15 protein-coding genes are annotated in these 15,722 nt (G+C 69.3%); 10 read left to right on the forward strand and 5 right to left on the reverse strand.

Annotated features, from left to right (window positions below; genetic code table 11):
• Positions 1-2 precede the first annotated feature (2 nt).
• The 3 genes from METY_RS11030 to METY_RS11040 form a co-directional block, all read right to left on the reverse strand.
• On the reverse strand, positions 3-1,562 hold the full coding sequence (locus METY_RS11030) for a formate dehydrogenase beta subunit (RefSeq protein ID WP_103121442.1): 1,560 nt from the start codon (positions 1,560-1,562) through the stop codon (positions 3-5).
• Entirely contained in the window at positions 1,559-2,062 is a 504-nt protein-coding gene (locus METY_RS11035) for a formate dehydrogenase subunit gamma (protein ID WP_024816265.1), read from the reverse strand. Before METY_RS11035 ends, METY_RS11030 begins: the two co-directional genes overlap by 4 nt.
• A 142-nt stretch (positions 2,063-2,204) precedes the next feature.
• A complete protein-coding gene (locus tag METY_RS11040; protein WP_103121443.1) occupies positions 2,205-3,101 on the reverse strand; it encodes a LysR family transcriptional regulator in 897 nt (298 codons plus the stop codon).
• A gap of 210 nt (positions 3,102-3,311) precedes the next feature.
• Here METY_RS11040 and METY_RS11045 point away from each other — a divergent pair, with 210 nt between their 5' ends.
• From METY_RS11045 to METY_RS11060, 4 genes are all read left to right on the forward strand, one after another.
• Entirely contained in the window at positions 3,312-5,363 is a 2,052-nt protein-coding gene (locus tag METY_RS11045; RefSeq protein WP_103121444.1) for a carbon starvation CstA family protein, read from the forward strand.
• A 4-nt stretch (positions 5,364-5,367) separates the two neighbouring features.
• Positions 5,368-5,604 (forward strand): YbdD/YjiX family protein, encoded by a 237-nt coding sequence (locus METY_RS11050; protein WP_103121445.1) that lies wholly within the window; start codon positions 5,368-5,370, stop codon positions 5,602-5,604.
• Between the two features lie 515 nt (positions 5,605-6,119).
• Positions 6,120-6,854, forward strand: a complete 735-nt coding sequence (locus METY_RS11055) for an outer membrane protein (protein ID WP_103121446.1) — start codon at positions 6,120-6,122, stop codon at positions 6,852-6,854.
• A 157-nt stretch (positions 6,855-7,011) separates the two neighbouring features.
• A complete protein-coding gene (locus tag METY_RS11060; RefSeq protein ID WP_103121447.1) occupies positions 7,012-7,902 on the forward strand; it encodes a ferritin-like domain-containing protein in 891 nt (296 codons plus the stop codon).
• A 237-nt stretch (positions 7,903-8,139) separates the two neighbouring features.
• Here METY_RS11060 and METY_RS11065 read toward each other — a convergent pair whose 3' ends face one another.
• Both METY_RS11065 and METY_RS11070 read right to left on the reverse strand, forming a co-directional pair.
• Entirely contained in the window at positions 8,140-8,688 is a 549-nt protein-coding gene (locus METY_RS11065; RefSeq protein ID WP_020184602.1) for a formaldehyde-activating enzyme, read from the reverse strand.
• A gap of 31 nt (positions 8,689-8,719) precedes the next feature.
• Positions 8,720-10,018 (reverse strand): AmpG family muropeptide MFS transporter, encoded by a 1,299-nt coding sequence (locus tag METY_RS11070; RefSeq protein ID WP_103121448.1) that lies wholly within the window; start codon positions 10,016-10,018, stop codon positions 8,720-8,722.
• A gap of 346 nt (positions 10,019-10,364) precedes the next feature.
• Here METY_RS11070 and METY_RS11075 point away from each other — a divergent pair, with 346 nt between their 5' ends.
• From METY_RS11075 to ssuD, 6 genes are read left to right on the forward strand one after another with little or no spacing between them, the layout of a single operon-like run.
• Positions 10,365-11,303, forward strand: a complete 939-nt coding sequence (locus tag METY_RS11075) for an aliphatic sulfonate ABC transporter substrate-binding protein (RefSeq protein WP_103121449.1) — start codon at positions 10,365-10,367, stop codon at positions 11,301-11,303.
• Positions 11,304-11,306: 3 nt separating this feature from the next.
• Positions 11,307-12,074 (forward strand): aliphatic sulfonate ABC transporter permease SsuC, encoded by a 768-nt coding sequence (ssuC, locus tag METY_RS11080; RefSeq protein ID WP_103121450.1) that lies wholly within the window; start codon positions 11,307-11,309, stop codon positions 12,072-12,074.
• Positions 12,075-12,086: 12 nt separating this feature from the next.
• Positions 12,087-12,980: an ATP-binding cassette domain-containing protein gene (locus tag METY_RS11085; protein ID WP_103121451.1), complete on the forward strand. Its 894-nt coding sequence runs from the start codon at positions 12,087-12,089 to the stop codon at positions 12,978-12,980.
• Entirely contained in the window at positions 12,977-13,531 is a 555-nt protein-coding gene (gene msuE / locus METY_RS11090) for an FMN reductase (RefSeq protein ID WP_103121452.1), read from the forward strand. Before METY_RS11085 ends, msuE begins: the two co-directional genes overlap by 4 nt.
• 46 nt (positions 13,532-13,577) lie before the next feature.
• Positions 13,578-14,546 carry a sulfonate ABC transporter substrate-binding protein gene (locus tag METY_RS11095; RefSeq protein ID WP_103121453.1) on the forward strand — a complete coding sequence of 323 codons (969 nt, stop codon included), beginning with the start codon at positions 13,578-13,580 and terminating at the stop codon, positions 14,544-14,546.
• Positions 14,543-15,715: an FMNH2-dependent alkanesulfonate monooxygenase gene (gene ssuD, locus METY_RS11100; RefSeq protein WP_103121454.1), complete on the forward strand. Its 1,173-nt coding sequence runs from the start codon at positions 14,543-14,545 to the stop codon at positions 15,713-15,715. The genes METY_RS11095 and ssuD overlap by 4 nt, the downstream gene beginning before the upstream one ends.
• The last annotated feature ends 7 nt before the right edge of the window (positions 15,716-15,722 follow it).

The following is a 15,722-nucleotide window of genomic DNA, read 5'->3' on the forward strand; positions in this document are numbered from 1 at the left end:
CCTCACTCGGCGGCCAGCGGCACCGAGCCGCGGCCGAAATCTTCGGGGAAGTGGGTGAGCGCGCTCATCACGGGATACGGAGTGAAGCCGCCGAGAGCGCACAGCGAGCCCAGTTTCATCGTGTGGGACAGGTCTTCCAGGATCGCGAGGTTCTTCTCGCGCTCGACGCCGGCGATGATCTTGTCCATCACCTCGACGCCGCGGGTGGAGCCGATGCGGCAGGGCGTGCACTTGCCGCAGCTCTCGACAGAGCAGAACTCCATCGCGAAGCGGGCCTGCTTGGCCATGTCGACGCTGTCGTCGAAGACCACGATGCCGCCGTGGCCGATCAGGCCATCCTTCTTGGCGAAGGCCTCGTAGTCGAACGGGGTGTCGAACAGCTCGCGAGGGAAGTAGGCGCCGAGCGGGCCGCCGACCTGCACCGCGCGCACCGGACGCCCGGTGAACGTGCCGCCGCCGATCTCCTCGACCAGTTCGCCGAGCGTGACGCCGAAGGCGATCTCGTAGAGGCCGCCATACTTGACGTTGCCGGCGAGCTGGATCGGCATGGTGCCGCGCGAGCGGCCGAAGCCGACGTCGGCGTAGGCCTTGGCGCCCTCGGCCATGATGAAGGGCACCGAGGCGAGCGAGATGACGTTGTTGATCACCGTCGGCTTGCCGAACAGGCCCTTGTGAGCCGGCAGCGGCGGCTTGGCGCGGACGAGGCCGCGACGGCCCTCAAGGCTCTCGAGCAGCGAGGTCTCCTCGCCGCAGACGTAGGCCCCGGCCCCGACGCGGATCTCCATGTCGAAGTCGTACTCGGAGCCCGCGATGCGGGAGCCGAGGTATCCGGCCTTGCGCGCGGCCGCGACCGCCTTGTTCATGGCGGCGACGGCGTGCGGATACTCCGAGCGGCAGTAGACGTAGCCCTTGTCCGCGCCCACCGCGACGCCGGCGATCGTCATGCCCTCGATCAGCTGGAAGGGGTCGCCCTCCATGATCATGCGGTCGGCGAAGGTGCCGCTGTCGCCCTCGTCGGCGTTGCAGACGATGTATTTTTTGCCCGGCGCGCAGGCGGCGACGGTGCGCCACTTGATGCCGGTCGGGAAGCCCGCGCCGCCGCGGCCCCGCAGGCCGCTCTCGAACACCTGCTCCACGGTCTCGGACGGGCCGATCGCGATGGCGCGCTCGAGGCCCTTGTAGCCGCCGTGGGCGAGGTAGTCGTCGAGCGAGACCGGGTCGGTGATCCCGACGCGCTTGAAGGTGAAGCGCTCCTGCTTGGCGAAGAACGGGATCTTCTCGACGTTGTCGAGATAGAGGGGACCGCTCCGGCCTTCGAGCAGCCCGCCGTCGATCAGCGCGTCCACGTCGCGCGGCTTGACGGGGCCGTAGCCGACGCGGCGGCCGAAGGGGGTGACGACCTCGACCAGCGGCTCGAGCCAGAACATGCCGCGCGAGCCGTTGCGGACGATCTGGACGTCGAGGCCGCGCGCCGCGAAGGCGTCGGCGAACGCCTTGGCGACCTTGTCGGCGCCGAGCGCGACGGCTGCGGCGTCGCCGGGAACGTAGATGCGGGCGGTCATGAACGCACCTCCGCGGCGATCTCGTCGATCGCCTCGTCGTCCAGCCGGCCGATCAAGCGGCCGTTCACCATGGCCGCCGGCGCGCAGGCGCACAGGCCAAGGCAGTAGATGGGCTCGAGCGTGACCTGGCCGTCGGCGCGGGTCTCGCCGTAGGCGCAATCGAGCGCCTCGCCGACCTTCGCGGACGTGACGTGGCCGCCGGCGGCCTGGCAGGCTTCGGCGACGCAGATCTTGACGACGTGCTTGCCGGCCGGCTCGTGCCGGAAATCATGGTAGAAGGTGAAGGTGCCGTGCACCTCGGCGCGCGACAGGTTCATCGCGTCGGCGATCAGGGGGATCGCGTCCTGCGGCACATAGCCGAAGGTCTCCTGCAGGGCGTGCAGGATCGGCAGCGTCGCTCCCTCGAGCGGCAGGTGGTCCGCGATGATCTCGCGTCCTCGGGTCGGCGACCACGCTTCGTGCGCATGGCGCGATCCTGAGACGATATGACCCGTCGTCATGGTCCGCGCATCCTCCATATTGAATTCTTGTTGTTCTAAAGAGTGTGTCGTTCTCCCCCGCGCATCAATGGGCGTGTTCCGTTACGCGATAGAACATTCCTATCGCGGGCACGCCGCCGCACGTCCGACAGGCGGTATCCAGCTACACTGACGCAAGCCGGGAGGCGAGCGTCTTGGCCGTTGCGACCAGAGCAGTCGTAGCGGGCGTCGTCGGATCACGATGCGGCACCACCAGCCCCACCGTGTGCACCACCTCCGGGTCGACGATTGGTATCGACCGGATGTTGGGCGGCAGGCCCATGACGTCGGTGAAGCTCTGCTGAAGGATGCTCGACCATGCGCCGGTGCGGACGTGGCTCAGCAGCACGACGGTGTCGTTCGATTCGAGCGTCGGCGAGGGGGACGCTCCGGCCTCGCGCAGCAGCGTCTCGACGATCCGGCGGTTCTGCATGTCCGGCGTCAGCAGGCAGAGCGGCAATCGGCCGACGTCGCGCCAGGTGACCGTCTCCCGCGCGCCGAACTCGCCGTCGGCGGCGGTGATCAGGCGGTAGCCCTCCCGCCAGATCGGCGTCACGGACACCCGTCCCAGCGGCTCGTTGTCGAGATAGGTGATGCCGGCGTCGATCTCGAGATTGTCGAGCGCGGCGCCGATGTCGAGGGACGTGCTGCTCAGGATCGTGAAGCGGACGTCGGGATGCTGCGCGCGGTAGGGCGTGGTGAGCTGCGCCACCATCGGCAGCGCCGTCGGGATCACCGCGATCCGCAGATGCCCCACCACGCCGCGCTTCAGCGCGTCGATGTCCTGGCGCATGGCGCGGGCGTCGCCGACGATCCGGCGCGCCCATTCCAGCGCCCTCTGGCCTTCGGGCGTGAAGCCGTGAAACCGCGAGCCGCGCTCGACGAGCCGCACGCCGAGCGCGTCCTCGAGCTGTTTCACCCCGGCGGACAGCGTGGGCTGCGTGACCCCGCAGGTCTCGGCGGCGCGCCCGAAATGCCGCTCCTGTGCGAGGGCGAGAAGGAAGTCCAGCTTGTCGAGCATCGTCTGTCCAGGTGCGCGGACGTGCGGTGTCCGCGAGCGCGAACATAGCCTTACGAGCACAGGCGCGCATCCGTCTTCAACGTGTCAGGTTATTTCGGGGGACGTGCGCCGCGCGGCGTTTACGTACCGCTGCGGATAGGATTAAGGAAAGAACGTTAGCGGGCGGAACAATTGAAAAGACGGCGCCCGCGGCTTGGCCGGGAGGGCCCGATGACAGCCATACGTTCCCATGCACCCTGGATTGCGCTCGCGCTGATCGGCGCCTTCGCGCTCGGCACCGTCGCGCTCCACCGCGGCGAATCGATCGGCGCGCTCTGGATCGTCGTCGCGGCGGTCTGCAGCTACCTCGTCGCCTACCGCTATTATGGCCTGTTCATCGCGAACAAGGTGCTCCGGCTCGATCCCCGCTACGCGACGCCGGCGACCCGCCTGAACGACGGCCTCGATTACGTTCCGACCAACAAATACGTGCTGTTCGGCCACCACTTCGCGGCCATCGCCGGCGCCGGCCCGCTGGTCGGCCCCGTGCTCGCGGCGCAGATGGGCTACCTGCCCGGCACGCTCTGGATCATCGTCGGCGTCGTGTTCGCCGGTGCGGTGCAGGACTTCATCGTCCTGTTCCTTTCGACCCGCCGTGACGGCCGCTCGCTCGGCGACATCATCCGTCAGGAGATGGGCCAGACCGCGGGCATGATCGCCCAGATCGGCATCCTGCTGATCATGGTGATCCTGCTGGCGGTGCTCGCCCTCGTCGTCGTCAAGGCGCTGGTGGGCTCGCCCTGGGGCATGTTCACCGTCGCGGCGACGATCCCGATCGCGCTCTTCATGGGGCTCTACGGCCGCTACCTGCGCCCCGGCCATGTCGGCGAGATCTCCGTTATCGGCGTCGTGCTGCTGATGGCCTCGATCGTCTACGGCCAGCACGTGGCGGAGAGCCCGACGCTCGCGCCGCTGTTCACCTTCAAGGGCGAGGCCATCGCGCTGATGATCATCGGCTACGGCTTCGTGGCCTCGGTGATCCCGGTGTGGCTGCTGCTCGCGCCGCGCGACTACCTCTCGACCTTCCTGAAGATCGGCGCCGTCGTCGGCCTCGCCGTCGGCATCCTCGTGGTGATGCCGGACGTGAAGATGCCGGCGGTCACCAAGTTCGTCGACGGCACCGGCCCGGTGTTCGCCGGCTCGCTGTTCCCCTTCCTCTTCATCACCATCGCCTGCGGCGCGGTCTCGGGCTTCCACTCGCTGATCGCCTCCGGCACCACGCCGAAGCTGATCGAGAACGAGACCCAGGCCCGCTTCATCGGCTACGGCGCGATGCTCACCGAGAGCTTCGTCGCCATCATGGCGCTGATCGCGGCCTCGGTGCTCGACCCAGGCATCTACTTCGCCATGAACAGCCCGGCCGCGCTGATCGGCACGACGCCGGAGACCGCCGCGGCCGCCGTTTCGGCCTGGGGCTTCGTCGTGACGCCCGCCGATCTGACGCTGATCGCCCAGCAGGTGGGCGAGAGCACCATCCTGTCCCGCGCCGGCGGCGCGCCGACGCTCGCCGTCGGCATGTCGCACATCCTCTCGCAGCTCATCGGCGGCGAGGCGCTGATGGCGTTCTGGTACCACTTCGCCATCCTGTTCGAGGCCCTGTTCATCCTGACGACGGTCGACGCCGGCACGCGCGTCTGCCGCTTCATGATCCAGGACCTCGTCGGCAACGCCGTGCCGTCGTTCCGCGACACCAAGTCGTGGACGGCGAACGTGATCGCCACGGCGATCGCGGTGACCGCCTGGGGCTACTTCCTCTACCAGGGCGTCATCGATCCGCTGGGCGGCATCAACACGCTGTGGCCGCTGTTCGGCATCTCCAACCAGATGCTGGCGGCGATCGCCCTGATGCTGTGCACGGTCGCGCTGTTCAAGATGAAGCGGCAGCGCTACGCCTGGGTCACGATCGTCCCGACGGTGTGGCTGCTGATCTGCACGCTGACCGCCGGCGCCGAGAAGCTGTTCCACCCCTCGCCCGCCATCGGCTTCCTGGCGCACGCCCGGAAGTTCGGCGACGCGGCGGCCGCAGGCCAGGTTCTGGCCCCGGCGAAGACCGTGGAGCAGATGGGCCGCATCGTGTTCAACGACTACGTCAACGCCGGCCTCACCATCGCCTTCATGTCGGTGGTGATCGCCATGGTGTTCTTCGGGCTGAAGTGGATCTTCATCGCCCTGAAGTCCGACGACGTCACCGCCAACGACGCGCACGTCGCGCCGGCGGAGTGACCCGATGCGACAGGCGCTCCAGTCCGTCCGCCTCAAGCTCGACCCGCTGGTCTGCGCCTGTCGGGCGGCGCGGGAGACCGCGCATCTGATGGTCGGGGTGCCGGACTACGATCGCTACGTCGCCCACGTCCGGGCGACCCATCCGGAGACGGAGCCGATGACCCGCTCCGCCTTCTTCCGGGACGCCACCGACCGCCGCTACGGCGGCGGCGGGCGGACCGGCGTGATGCGCTGCTGCTGAAGCGCCACAACGGGGCGGGCTCATAACCCGCCCCGTTGCGTTCGCGACCGCCGCGTACGCGGGGCGCGCCCCGCTGGTTGTGTCGCTCGAACGATTTTTTTCAGGGCGTTTTCAAGCGTTTTTGGACGCGAGCGCCTTCGCCAGCACAACCCACACGAGATCGAGCAGACCGCCCGAGGCCGCGCCATGCGCGATGCAACCTTCCGCGCGCCGCGCCGATCACGCGAGGTAACAAGACGCCTCCTGCCGCAACTTGAAGCTGCATTCACTGGCGCGCGTCTGCAATGAGCGCCGGATTTCGCTGTCGCGAGGCCGGGGTCGCGCCGCGCGAGCGAAGTTTTACTTAGGCCGACTCCACGTAGTTCTTCGAATTTCACAGTGCATAAATTCCACGCTACAAAGTCGTGTTGAAATTTAGACACGGACTCGAGTTCGCAACTCCAAGGATACTGAAGTAGCGATTGTCAGCAGCGAAGACGGGCCCATTCTACCGGCCCTGACTGGAGGGTCTTCGCATGCGCCTGTTCACGACCTCATGCCTCGCTCTGGCGACGGCCCTGGCGGCTTCGACCGTCCCGGCGCGCGCGGCCGACCTGCCCTTTGAAGCCCCCGCCGAGGCGATCGCCGTGTCCGGCTTCACCTGGAGCGGCGTCTACGTCGGCGGCGCGATCGGCTACGCCTTCAGCGACCTCGACGTGAAGAACCGCGGGCTCGGCGACCGGTTCAGCTACAAGAATTCGGTCGACGGTCTGACCGGCACGGCGTTCGTCGGCGTGAACTACCAGTTCGACGCGATCGTGGTCGGCGCCGAGGCCGACGTCACGATCGGCGACTTCGGCGGCAAGTCGAAGAGCTGCGGCAACGGCGCGCCGTTCAACTTCACCTGCAAGGCAAACGCCGACGATCTGTTCGGAACGGTCCGCGGCCGGATCGGCTACGCCTTCGATCGCATCCTGGTGTTCGGCACGGGCGGCCTTGCGATCGGCGGCGACGTCGACTTCAAGCGCGACAGCCCGTTCGGCGCCCCGTTCGACTTCCGCAAGAAGTCCTCCGGGACCCGCTACGGCTACGCCGTGGGCGGCGGCGTCGACTATGCGGTCACCGACAACGTGATCGTCCGCGCCGAGTACCAGTACGTCGATTTCGGCAAGGAGAAGTTCACGTCCCGGAGCGCGGTCGGCGGAACCCAGCCGGTCGAGATCGAACAGGACGCGCACTTCGTCCGCGCCGGCGTCGCCTACAAGTTCTGACCTTTTCTCAGGCGAGCCGAACGGCTTCGCCCATCGGCCTCCGCGCGATCCCGCGCGGCGGCGTGAGCCTTCGTTTGCGTAAAGCGCCGCGTCCCGTGCGGGACGCCGCACGCCGATCCGCGGCCAGATCAAAACTCTCAAGGGAGCCCGACCGACCATGACGCACACGACCGACAAGACGACCCGCCCCGCCGTCCTCGACCTCGAGGCCGGACGCCGCGCCTTCATCCGCGCCTGCGGTCTCGGCGCAGCCGGCGCCGCCGTGTTCGCCGCGACCGGCGCCGCGCCCGCCGCCGCCGCGACAACCGACCTCGACGTGCTCAATTTCGCGCTGAACCTCGAGTACCTCGAAGCCGAGTTCTATGTCCGCGCCGCTTTCGGCCGCGGACTGGCGAGCGGCGACGTCTCCGGTACGGGGCGCCTCGGCGGCGTGATCGGCGGCCGCAAGGTGACCTTCGCCACCAAGAACATCCGCCTCTACGCCGAAGAGATCGCGGACGACGAGGAGAAGCACGTCAAGCTGCTGCGCGGCGCCCTCGGCTCCCAGCGCGTGGCGCGGCCGGCGATCAACCTGCGCGACAGCTTCACCGCCGCCGCCCAGGCCGCGGGCCTGATCGGCGAGGGCCAGACCTTCGACGCCTTCGCGAACGAGACCAACTTCCTGCTCGCGGCCTACATCTTCGAGGACGTGGGCGTGACCGCCTACAAGGGCGCGGCGCCACTGCTCGCCAACAAGGCGCTGCTTGAAACCGCCGCCGGCATCCTCGCGGTCGAGGCCTACCACGCCGGCGTCATCCGCACGATCCTGTTCGGCCTCGGCCTGTTCGACGCCGCCCAGGCGATCTCGAACGCCCGCGACTCGCTCGACGGGACGACCGACCTCGACCAGGGCATCGGCACCGCTGACAAGGCGAACCTCGTCCCGACCGACGCCTTCTCGGTGGCCTACAGCCGCTCGGTCCCTCAGGTGAAGAACATCGTCTACCTGTCGCCCACCGGCGCGAAGGGCGGCTTCTTCCCCTCCGGCATCAACGGCGCGTTCGCCTGATCCGAACGGCGTCCGCCGCGGCGGCGCAAGACGGCGGTCGCCCGCAAGCAGCGACGTCCACGCCCCGCCGGGGCCACCCTCCCCGTCGTCCTCCGGCTTGACCGGAGGACCCACCCCAGACGTCGAACGCCACGCCCGAGATGGATGGTCCGGTCAAGCCGGACCATGACGGCCCGGGTTGGGGATGACGGCGCGGGTGGCGGAGGCGGCGCGCGGCGGCCGCCCCCGCCCCCGGGCTCAGACCTTACCGTCGAGGCCCATCTGGTAGTACTTGTGGGTGATCCGCTCCTGGTTCTCCAGCAGCCAGTCGATCGTCGGCTCGTTCGACATGGCCTTGCGGATCGCCTGGGTCATGCCCTTGCGGTGGATGTCGAACAGGACCTTGTGGTCGAGATTCTCGACGTCGACGATGGTGGGCGCGAGCCAGACCGAGCAGATGATGCCGAGGTCGTTGGCCTTCTCCTTCGGGATCAGCCCTTCGCGGACCGCGTCGAGCACGCCGTTGGCGATCGCGAACTGCACCGTGCCCATCAGGATGTTGGTGTAGCGCGGGTTGTCGACGGTGACCTTGGAGACGCAGAGCGTCACGGGCCGCACCATGATGTCGGTGTTCAGCAGGGCGAAGACGCGGGTGTGGCCGGCGACCTGGTCGCCCGTCAACGTCGCGAGCGCCGTGCCCACCGGACCGTCGAGTTCGCCGATGACGACTTCAGGCTCGGCCGCGGTGCCGGGAGGGCCGCCGGCGACGAGCGCCTCGCCGGCGCGCAGGACGATGCGGTTGGACATGGAGATCTCCTCGTAGGCGTTTCGAACGGCGTCAGGACGCGGCGTCGGCCGCGGCCTTCGTCGACGCCCTGCTCTCGCGCGGAAGCCACAGGCAAAGCAAGAGCGCCGGCAGGCCGGTGAGGAAGGTGATGACGAAATAGGGGCCGTAGCCGACCGCGGCCACGCCGAAGCCGGAGCCGCCTGCGAGCAGATGGCCGGGCAGCGCGTAGATCGAGCTCAGCACGGCGTAGCGGGTGGCGGAAAACTCCGACGCCGCAAGCTTCGACATGAAGGCGATCAGCGCCGTGCCGGCGACCGCCGAGGCGACGTTGTCGAAGCTGATGGTGGCGGTGAGCATCGCCACGCTGTGGCCGGACGCCGCGAGCGCCGTGTAGAACAGATTGGTCGCGGACGAGGCCACGATGCCGATGATCAGCACGGTCCGGACGCTGAAGCTCTTCAGCAGGAAGCCGCCGAGGAACGCTCCGGCGATCCCGAGCGCGACGCCGAAGATCTTGGTGACGTTGGCGATCTCGACGTTGGTGAAGCCGAGGTCCTTGTAGAGCGGCGACGACATCACGTTCGCGAGTTGGTCCGGCACCCGGTAGAGCCCGATCAGGGCGAGCGTGGCGATCGGCGTGGCGGCCACCAGCGCGACCAGGTCGCGCAGCGGCGCCGCGAGCGCGGACGCGGCGCTTGTGGGCTCGGCGCGGTCGGCGTCGCGGTCGGTCGAGGGGATGACGGTGAGCGTGAGCACCGCGACCAGCGCCATGATCGCCGCCATGCCGCCATAGGCGCCGATCCAGCCGAACCCGGTGGCGAGGTAGAGCGCGCCGGCGCCGGCGGTCAGCATCGCCAGCCGGTAGCCGAGCTGGTAGGCCGCGACCAGCAGGCCCTGCTCGTCCGGCCCGGCCGCCTCGACGCGCCAGCCGTCGACCGCCGCGTCCTGGGTGGCGGAGGCGGCGGCGGTCGCGAAGCAGCCGATGGCGGCCAGCGTGAGATTGGCCGCCGGATCGCCAAAGGCCATGGCCGCGAGGCCGACCGCGACGCAGACCTGAGCGGCGAAGATCCACGCCCGCCGACGCCCGAGCGCTCGCCCGAGCGGCCCGAGGCTGTAGGCGTCCATCGCCGGCGCGATCAGGAACTTCAGGCTGTACGCGATGCTCGCCCAGGACAGGAGGCCGATGACCTGCACGCTGACGCCCGACTCTCGGAGCCAGAACGCGAAGGTGCTTCCAACCAGCAGCAAGGGCAGGCCCGAGGCGTAACCGAGCACGCCCGAGGAAACGCGCTTCAGGCCGAAGCCGGCGGACCGGGACGGCGCCGGGACGGCGGACGGCGGATTGGGCACGGACGACCTCCCTGGCCGAGCGATGGCGTTGGCGCGCCGGGGGCGGCGATTCGCGTCCGCGGGCGCATCGGCTCCTTCCTAGCCCATCCGAGCGGCGCCGCGCGCCCGCCTTCCGTCGCGCGCGGTTCACACCCCGCTGAGGGGCGTTGTCGCTTTTAATGTTGACACGTTCTATGGAATTAGATGGTTATAGCCACGTGGCAGCGACGATCGCGGCCGACCGAACCCCGCCGAGGGCCCGATCCGATGCGCTGTCGACCTTCGCGCTGACCGACGTTCCGCCTGACCCGCTCCCGTCCGTATCGAGCGCGCCGCCGCTCCGGACACGAAACCCGAGATTAACCTCATGTTCACCCGCCGCACCGCGCTTGGAGCGCTCGCCGCCGCTTCCGCCCTGCCCTTCGCCGGCACCGTCCGCGCCGACGCGAAGAAGATCCGGATCGGCCTGCAGAAGAACGGCGTCTTCCTGATCGCCAAGACCCGCCACGCTTTGGAAGAGCGGTTCGCCGCCGACGGCGTGACGATCGAGTGGCTGGAGTTCACCTTCGGCCCGCCTCTGCTCGAGGCGCTGAACGTCGGCTCGATCGACATCGGCACCGCCGGCGACGCGCCCCCGATCTTCGCCCAGGCCGCCCGCGCCCGCTTCGTTTACGCCGCGACCTACCCCGCCTCCGGCGCCGCGATCCTCGTCCCGAAGGACTCGCCGCTTCAGTCGGTCGCCGAACTCAAGGGCAAGCGGATCGCGATCCCGAAGGGCTCCAGCGCCCACAACGTCGCCGTCCAGCTGATTGAAAAGTCCGGCATTTCGTTCGACGACGTGACGGCCGCCTACCTGCCGCCCGCGGACGGACAGGCCGCCTTCTCCCGCGGCGCCGTCGACGCCTGGGCGGTGTGGGACCCGTTCTTCGCCATCGCGGAGCAGACGCTCGGCGCCCGGGTGCTCGCCTCGAGCGCCGAGGCCGGCCCGCAGAACGGCTTCACCCTCGCCAACCGCGGCTTCGCGACCGAGAACCCCGCGCTGCTGAAGGCCGTGATCGACGAGTTCGCCCGCGTCGGCGTTTGGGCCGACGCCCACAAGGACGAGGTGGCCGATCTCTTCGCCGGAGCCACCAAGACCCCGATCGAGGCGCAGCGCCGCGCGCAGACGCGCACCGGCTACGCGGTGCGGGCCGTGACGCCGGACGTGGTCGCGACCCAGCAGGCCAACGCCGACCGCTTCCACCGCCTGGGACTGATCCCGACGCCGGTGGTGGTCGCGGACGCGGTCTGGACCGCGGGAGCCTGACCCATGCGTTTCGACTCCAAGAACCTCCTCGCCTTCGTCATCCCCGTCGGGTTGATCCTCGTGTGGCAGGCCCTTTCGTCCCTTGGCCAGCTGGCGCCGGAGGTGCTGCCGGCGCCGACAGCGGTGGTGGCCGCCGGCTGGCGCCTCGCGCTCTCGGGCGAACTCTGGACCAACATCGGCATCAGCGCGTGGCGGGCCGGCGTCGGCTTCGTGATCGGCGGCGGCATCGGCTTCGCGCTCGGTCTCGCGAACGGCCTGTCGAAGCTTTCGGAGCGCCTCACCGATCCCACCATCCAGATGGTGCGCACCATCCCGCACCTCGCCATGATCCCGCTGGTCATCCTGTGGTTCGGCATCGACGAGACCGCCAAGGTCTTCCTGGTCGCGCTCGGGGTGTCGTTCCCGATCTACCTCAACACGCTGCACGGCGTGCGCACCGTCGACGCCCAGCTCGTGGAGATGGGCCGGGCCTACGGCATGACGAACCGCGAGCTGTTCTTCCGGGTGGTGCTGCCGGGCGCCCTGCCGTCGATCTTCGTCGGCCTGCGCTACGCCCTCGGCATCATGTGGCTGACGCTGATCGTCGCCGAGACGATCTCGGCCTCCTCGGGCCTCGGCTACATGGCCATGAACGCCCGCGAGTTCATGCTGGTCGACGTCGTGGTGCTGTCGATCCTGATCTACGCGCTGCTCGGCAAACTCGCCGACACCATCGCCCGCTGGCTCGAGCGCGCGACGCTCTCCTGGCACCCGGCCTACCTCGCGCACTGAAGGACGTCGTCGATGACCGCACGCTCGCTTACGGCCCGCGGCCCCGCGGCCTTTTCGCCAATCGCCCAACGGCAGACCAGCGGAACCACGCGTCTCGGCGCCGGCGGCAAGGGGGCCACCGTTACCCTGCGCGGCCTGTCGAAGTCCTTCGGCGTGAAGCCCGTGCTCAAGAACGTCGACCTGCACATTCCGGCGGGCCAGTTCGTCGCCGTCGTCGGCAAGAGCGGCTGCGGCAAGAGCACTCTGCTCCGCACCATCCTGGGCCTGGAAGCCCCGACCGCGGGCGACGTGCGCGTGGCGGACGCGGCGCCCAACGTGCAGGCGGCGCGCATCATGTTCCAGGAACCCCGGCTGCTGCCCTGGGCGCGCGTGATCGACAACGTCGTGGTCGGCGTCCGCAACAAGTCCGACAAATCCGCCGCCCGCGCCGCCGCCCAGAACGCACTGGATGCCGCCCAGAACGCACTGGATGAGGTCGGTCTTGGCGACCGGGGCGGCGACTGGCCGTCCGCGCTGTCCGGCGGCCAGAAGCAGCGCGTGGCGCTGGCCCGCGCCCTCGTCAGTCATCCGCGCCTGCTCGCGCTCGACGAGCCGCTGGGCGCGCTCGACGCGCTGACCCGGATCGAGATGCAGGGCCTCGTCGAGCGCATCTGGCGCGAACAGGGTTTCACCGCCGTGCTCGTGACCCATGACGTCTCCGAAGCGCTCGCGCTCGCCGACCGCGTCGTGCTCGTCGAGGACGGCGCCATCGCGCTCGACCTCGCCGTCGACCTTCCCCGCCCCCGCCGCCGCGGCTCGCCCGAACTCGCGCGGCTCGAGGGGATCATCCTCGATCAGTTGTTCAGGACCGGCGACCGCGTCGCCGCGGAAGCGCCTGCAGACGCTCTCCAGGAGGCCTACGCATGACGACCCGCAAGTCCATCGTCGCGATCACCGGCAGCCTGTCGCAGCCGTCCCGCACGCGCCGCCTCGTGGAAGACGTCGCGGGCCGCATCCAGTCCCGCTCCGGCGGCGCCGTCACGCTGATCGACGTCGCCGAAATCGGCCCCGACCTCGGCCAGGCCTTCAGCCGCGCGGCGGCTTCGCCGGCGCTTGAAGCCGCCCTCGCCGCCATCGAGAGCGCGGACCTCATCGTCGCCGGTTCTCCTGTCTACAAAGGCTCCTACACCGGCTTCTTCAAGCACCTGATCGACCTCGTCGACTACAAGGCGCTGGCCGGCGTGCCCGTGGCCCTGCTCGCGACCGGCGGCTCGGACCGCCATGCGCTGGCGGTGGAGCACCAACTCCGGCCGCTGTTCGGCTCGTTCGACGCCCACACCCTGCCGACCGCCGTCTTCGTCGTCGACCGTGACATCGTCGACGGCCGGGTCGTCAACGAGGGCGTCGCCCGACGCCTCGACAATCTGGTCGCCGAAGCCGCGGGTGCTCTCGCGCGCCCCGCCGCGATCGCCGCCTGATCCCCGCACCAACGTCTCGGCCTCTTAAGCCTCAGGAACCCTCGAAATGTCCTCCATCGGTCTTCGCGCAGGCAGAACGCTCGCCGCCGCCCTGCTCCTCGCCTCGCTCGGCGCGGCCACCGCCGCCGACGCCGCCGAGCGCACGCTGCGCATCGGGTTCCAGAAGTACGGCACCCTGATCCTGCTCAAGGGCAAGGGATCGCTCGAAGAGAAGCTCAAGCCGCTCGGCGTCACCGTGAAGTGGTCGGAGTTCCAGTTCGGCCCGCCGCTGCTGGAGGCCGTCAACGCCGGCGCGATCGATTTCGGCACCACCGGCGAAGCGCCGCCGATCTTCGCCCAGGCGGCCAGCGCCAAGCTGACCTACGTCGCCTACGACCCGCCGTCTCCGAGGGCCGAGGCGGTCCTCGTGCCGAAGGGCAGCACGCTGCAGACGCTCGCGGATCTGAAGGGCAAGAACATCGCCGTCGCCAAGGGTTCGAACAGCCACTACCTGCTGGTCAAGGCGCTGGAGAAGGCCGGCGTGTCCTACAGCGACGTCAAGCTCTCCTTCCTCACCCCGGCCGACGCCCGATCGGCGTTCGAGAGCGGCAAGGTCGACGCCTGGTCGGTGTGGGATCCCTTCTTCGCCGCGGCCGAGGTCGCCGGGGCGCGCGTGCTGACCACCGGCGAGGGCATCGTCGAGAATCACCAGTTTTTCCTGAGCTCGCGCGACTACGTGAAGGACAACGAGGACGTGCTCGCCGTCGTCCTGGCCGAACTGCGCAAGGTCGAGGATTGGGTCGCCAAGGACCCGAAGGCGGCCGCCGAGGAGCTGTCGCCGCTGGTCGGCATTCCGGCGCCGCTGCTCACCACCGCGATCTCGCGCCTCGGCCTCGGCGTCGGCCCGCTCAAGCCGGAGGTGATCGCCGCCCAGCAGCGGATCGCCGACGCCTTCCTCGAACTGAAGCTGCTTCCGAAGCCGATTGTGGTTCAGGACGCGGTCGTGACCATCAAGACAGCGGAGGCCGCGCAGTGACCGGACACGCCGCAGACACCGCCAACGTCCTCTGGTTCCTGCCGACCCACGGCGACGGCCGCTACCTCGGCACCTCAAAGGGCGGCCGCCACGTCGACCTCGGCTACCTGCGCCAGGTGGCGCAAGCGGCCGACCAATTGGGCTACTACGGCGTGCTGCTGCCGACGGGCCGCTCCTGCGAGGATTCGTGGGTGGTGGCTTCGGCGCTCGCGCCGCTGACCGAGAAGCTGCGCTTCCTCGTAGCCGTGCGTCCGGGCCTGCAGTCGCCGACGCTCGCGGCTCGCATGACGGCGACGCTCGACCGGATCTCGGACGGCCGCCTGCTGATCAACGTCGTAACGGGCGGCGATCCTGCGGAAAACGCCGGCGACGGCATCTTCCTGAACCACGACGAGCGCTACGCGGTAACCCGCGAGTTCCTCGACGTCTACCGTCGACTGCTCGCCGGCGAGACCGTGCATTACAAGGGCGAGCACATCCGGATCGAGGACGGCCGGCTGCTGTTCCCGTCCCATCAGGCGGGGGGTCCCCCGCTCTACTTCGGCGGGTCGTCGGCTGCGGCGAACGAGGTCGCGGCCAACACCATCGACAAGTACCTCACCTGGGGCGAGCCGCCGGCGAACGTCGCGGAGAAGATCGCCGGGGTGCGCGCGCTGGCGGAGGCCGCGGGCCGGAAGGTGACCTACGGCATCCGCCTGCACGTGATCGTGCGGGAAACCAATGAGGAGGCCTGGGCGGCGGCCGATAAGCTGATCAGCCACCTCGACGACGACACCATCGCGGCGGCGCAGAAGGTTTACGCGCGCATGGACTCCGTCGGCCAGCAGCGGATGGCGGCGCTCCACGGCGGACGCCGCGACAAGCTGGAGGTCAGCCCAAATCTGTGGGCGGGCGTCGGCCTGGTCCGCGGCGGCGCAGGCACGGCGTTGGTGGGCGATCCGGAGACGGTCGCGGCTCGGATGAAGGAGTACATGGCGCTCGGGATCGACACCTTCATCCTGTCCGGCTATCCGCACCTTGAGGAATCCTACCGGTTCGCGGAACTCGTGCTGCCGCTGCTCCCGACCGCGACCAAGGGGCGCGAGGCCGCGACCACCGTCAACATGGGCCCGTTCGGCGAGACCATCGCGAACGACTCCCGCCCCCGGCTGCGCGTCTCGCAGTCCTGAGGATCTC

The sequence above is a fragment of the Methylopila sp. Yamaguchi genome (genome assembly GCF_002897035.1).
Classification (GTDB): domain Bacteria; phylum Pseudomonadota; class Alphaproteobacteria; order Rhizobiales; family Methylopilaceae; genus Methylopila.

Excerpts from the sequence above, each read along its gene's own strand:
- METY_RS11030 (WP_103121442.1), bottom strand. The coding sequence starts at position 1,562 with ATGACCGCCCGCATCTACGTTCCCGGCGACGCCGCAGCCGTCGCGCTC.
- METY_RS11035 (WP_024816265.1), bottom strand. The coding sequence starts at position 2,062 with ATGACGACGGGTCATATCGTCTCAGGATCGCGCCATGCGCACGAAGCG.
- METY_RS11040 (WP_103121443.1), bottom strand. The coding sequence starts at position 3,101 with ATGCTCGACAAGCTGGACTTCCTTCTCGCCCTCGCACAGGAGCGGCAT.
- METY_RS11045 (WP_103121444.1), top strand. The coding sequence starts at position 3,312 with ATGACAGCCATACGTTCCCATGCACCCTGGATTGCGCTCGCGCTGATC.
- METY_RS11050 (WP_103121445.1), top strand. The coding sequence starts at position 5,368 with ATGCGACAGGCGCTCCAGTCCGTCCGCCTCAAGCTCGACCCGCTGGTC.
- METY_RS11055 (WP_103121446.1), top strand. The coding sequence starts at position 6,120 with ATGCGCCTGTTCACGACCTCATGCCTCGCTCTGGCGACGGCCCTGGCG.
- METY_RS11060 (WP_103121447.1), top strand. The coding sequence starts at position 7,012 with ATGACGCACACGACCGACAAGACGACCCGCCCCGCCGTCCTCGACCTC.
- METY_RS11065 (WP_020184602.1), bottom strand. The coding sequence starts at position 8,688 with ATGTCCAACCGCATCGTCCTGCGCGCCGGCGAGGCGCTCGTCGCCGGC.
- METY_RS11075 (WP_103121449.1), top strand. The coding sequence starts at position 10,365 with ATGTTCACCCGCCGCACCGCGCTTGGAGCGCTCGCCGCCGCTTCCGCC.
- ssuC (WP_103121450.1), top strand. The coding sequence starts at position 11,307 with ATGCGTTTCGACTCCAAGAACCTCCTCGCCTTCGTCATCCCCGTCGGG.
- METY_RS11085 (WP_103121451.1), top strand. The coding sequence starts at position 12,087 with ATGACCGCACGCTCGCTTACGGCCCGCGGCCCCGCGGCCTTTTCGCCA.
- msuE (WP_103121452.1), top strand. The coding sequence starts at position 12,977 with ATGACGACCCGCAAGTCCATCGTCGCGATCACCGGCAGCCTGTCGCAG.
- METY_RS11095 (WP_103121453.1), top strand. The coding sequence starts at position 13,578 with ATGTCCTCCATCGGTCTTCGCGCAGGCAGAACGCTCGCCGCCGCCCTG.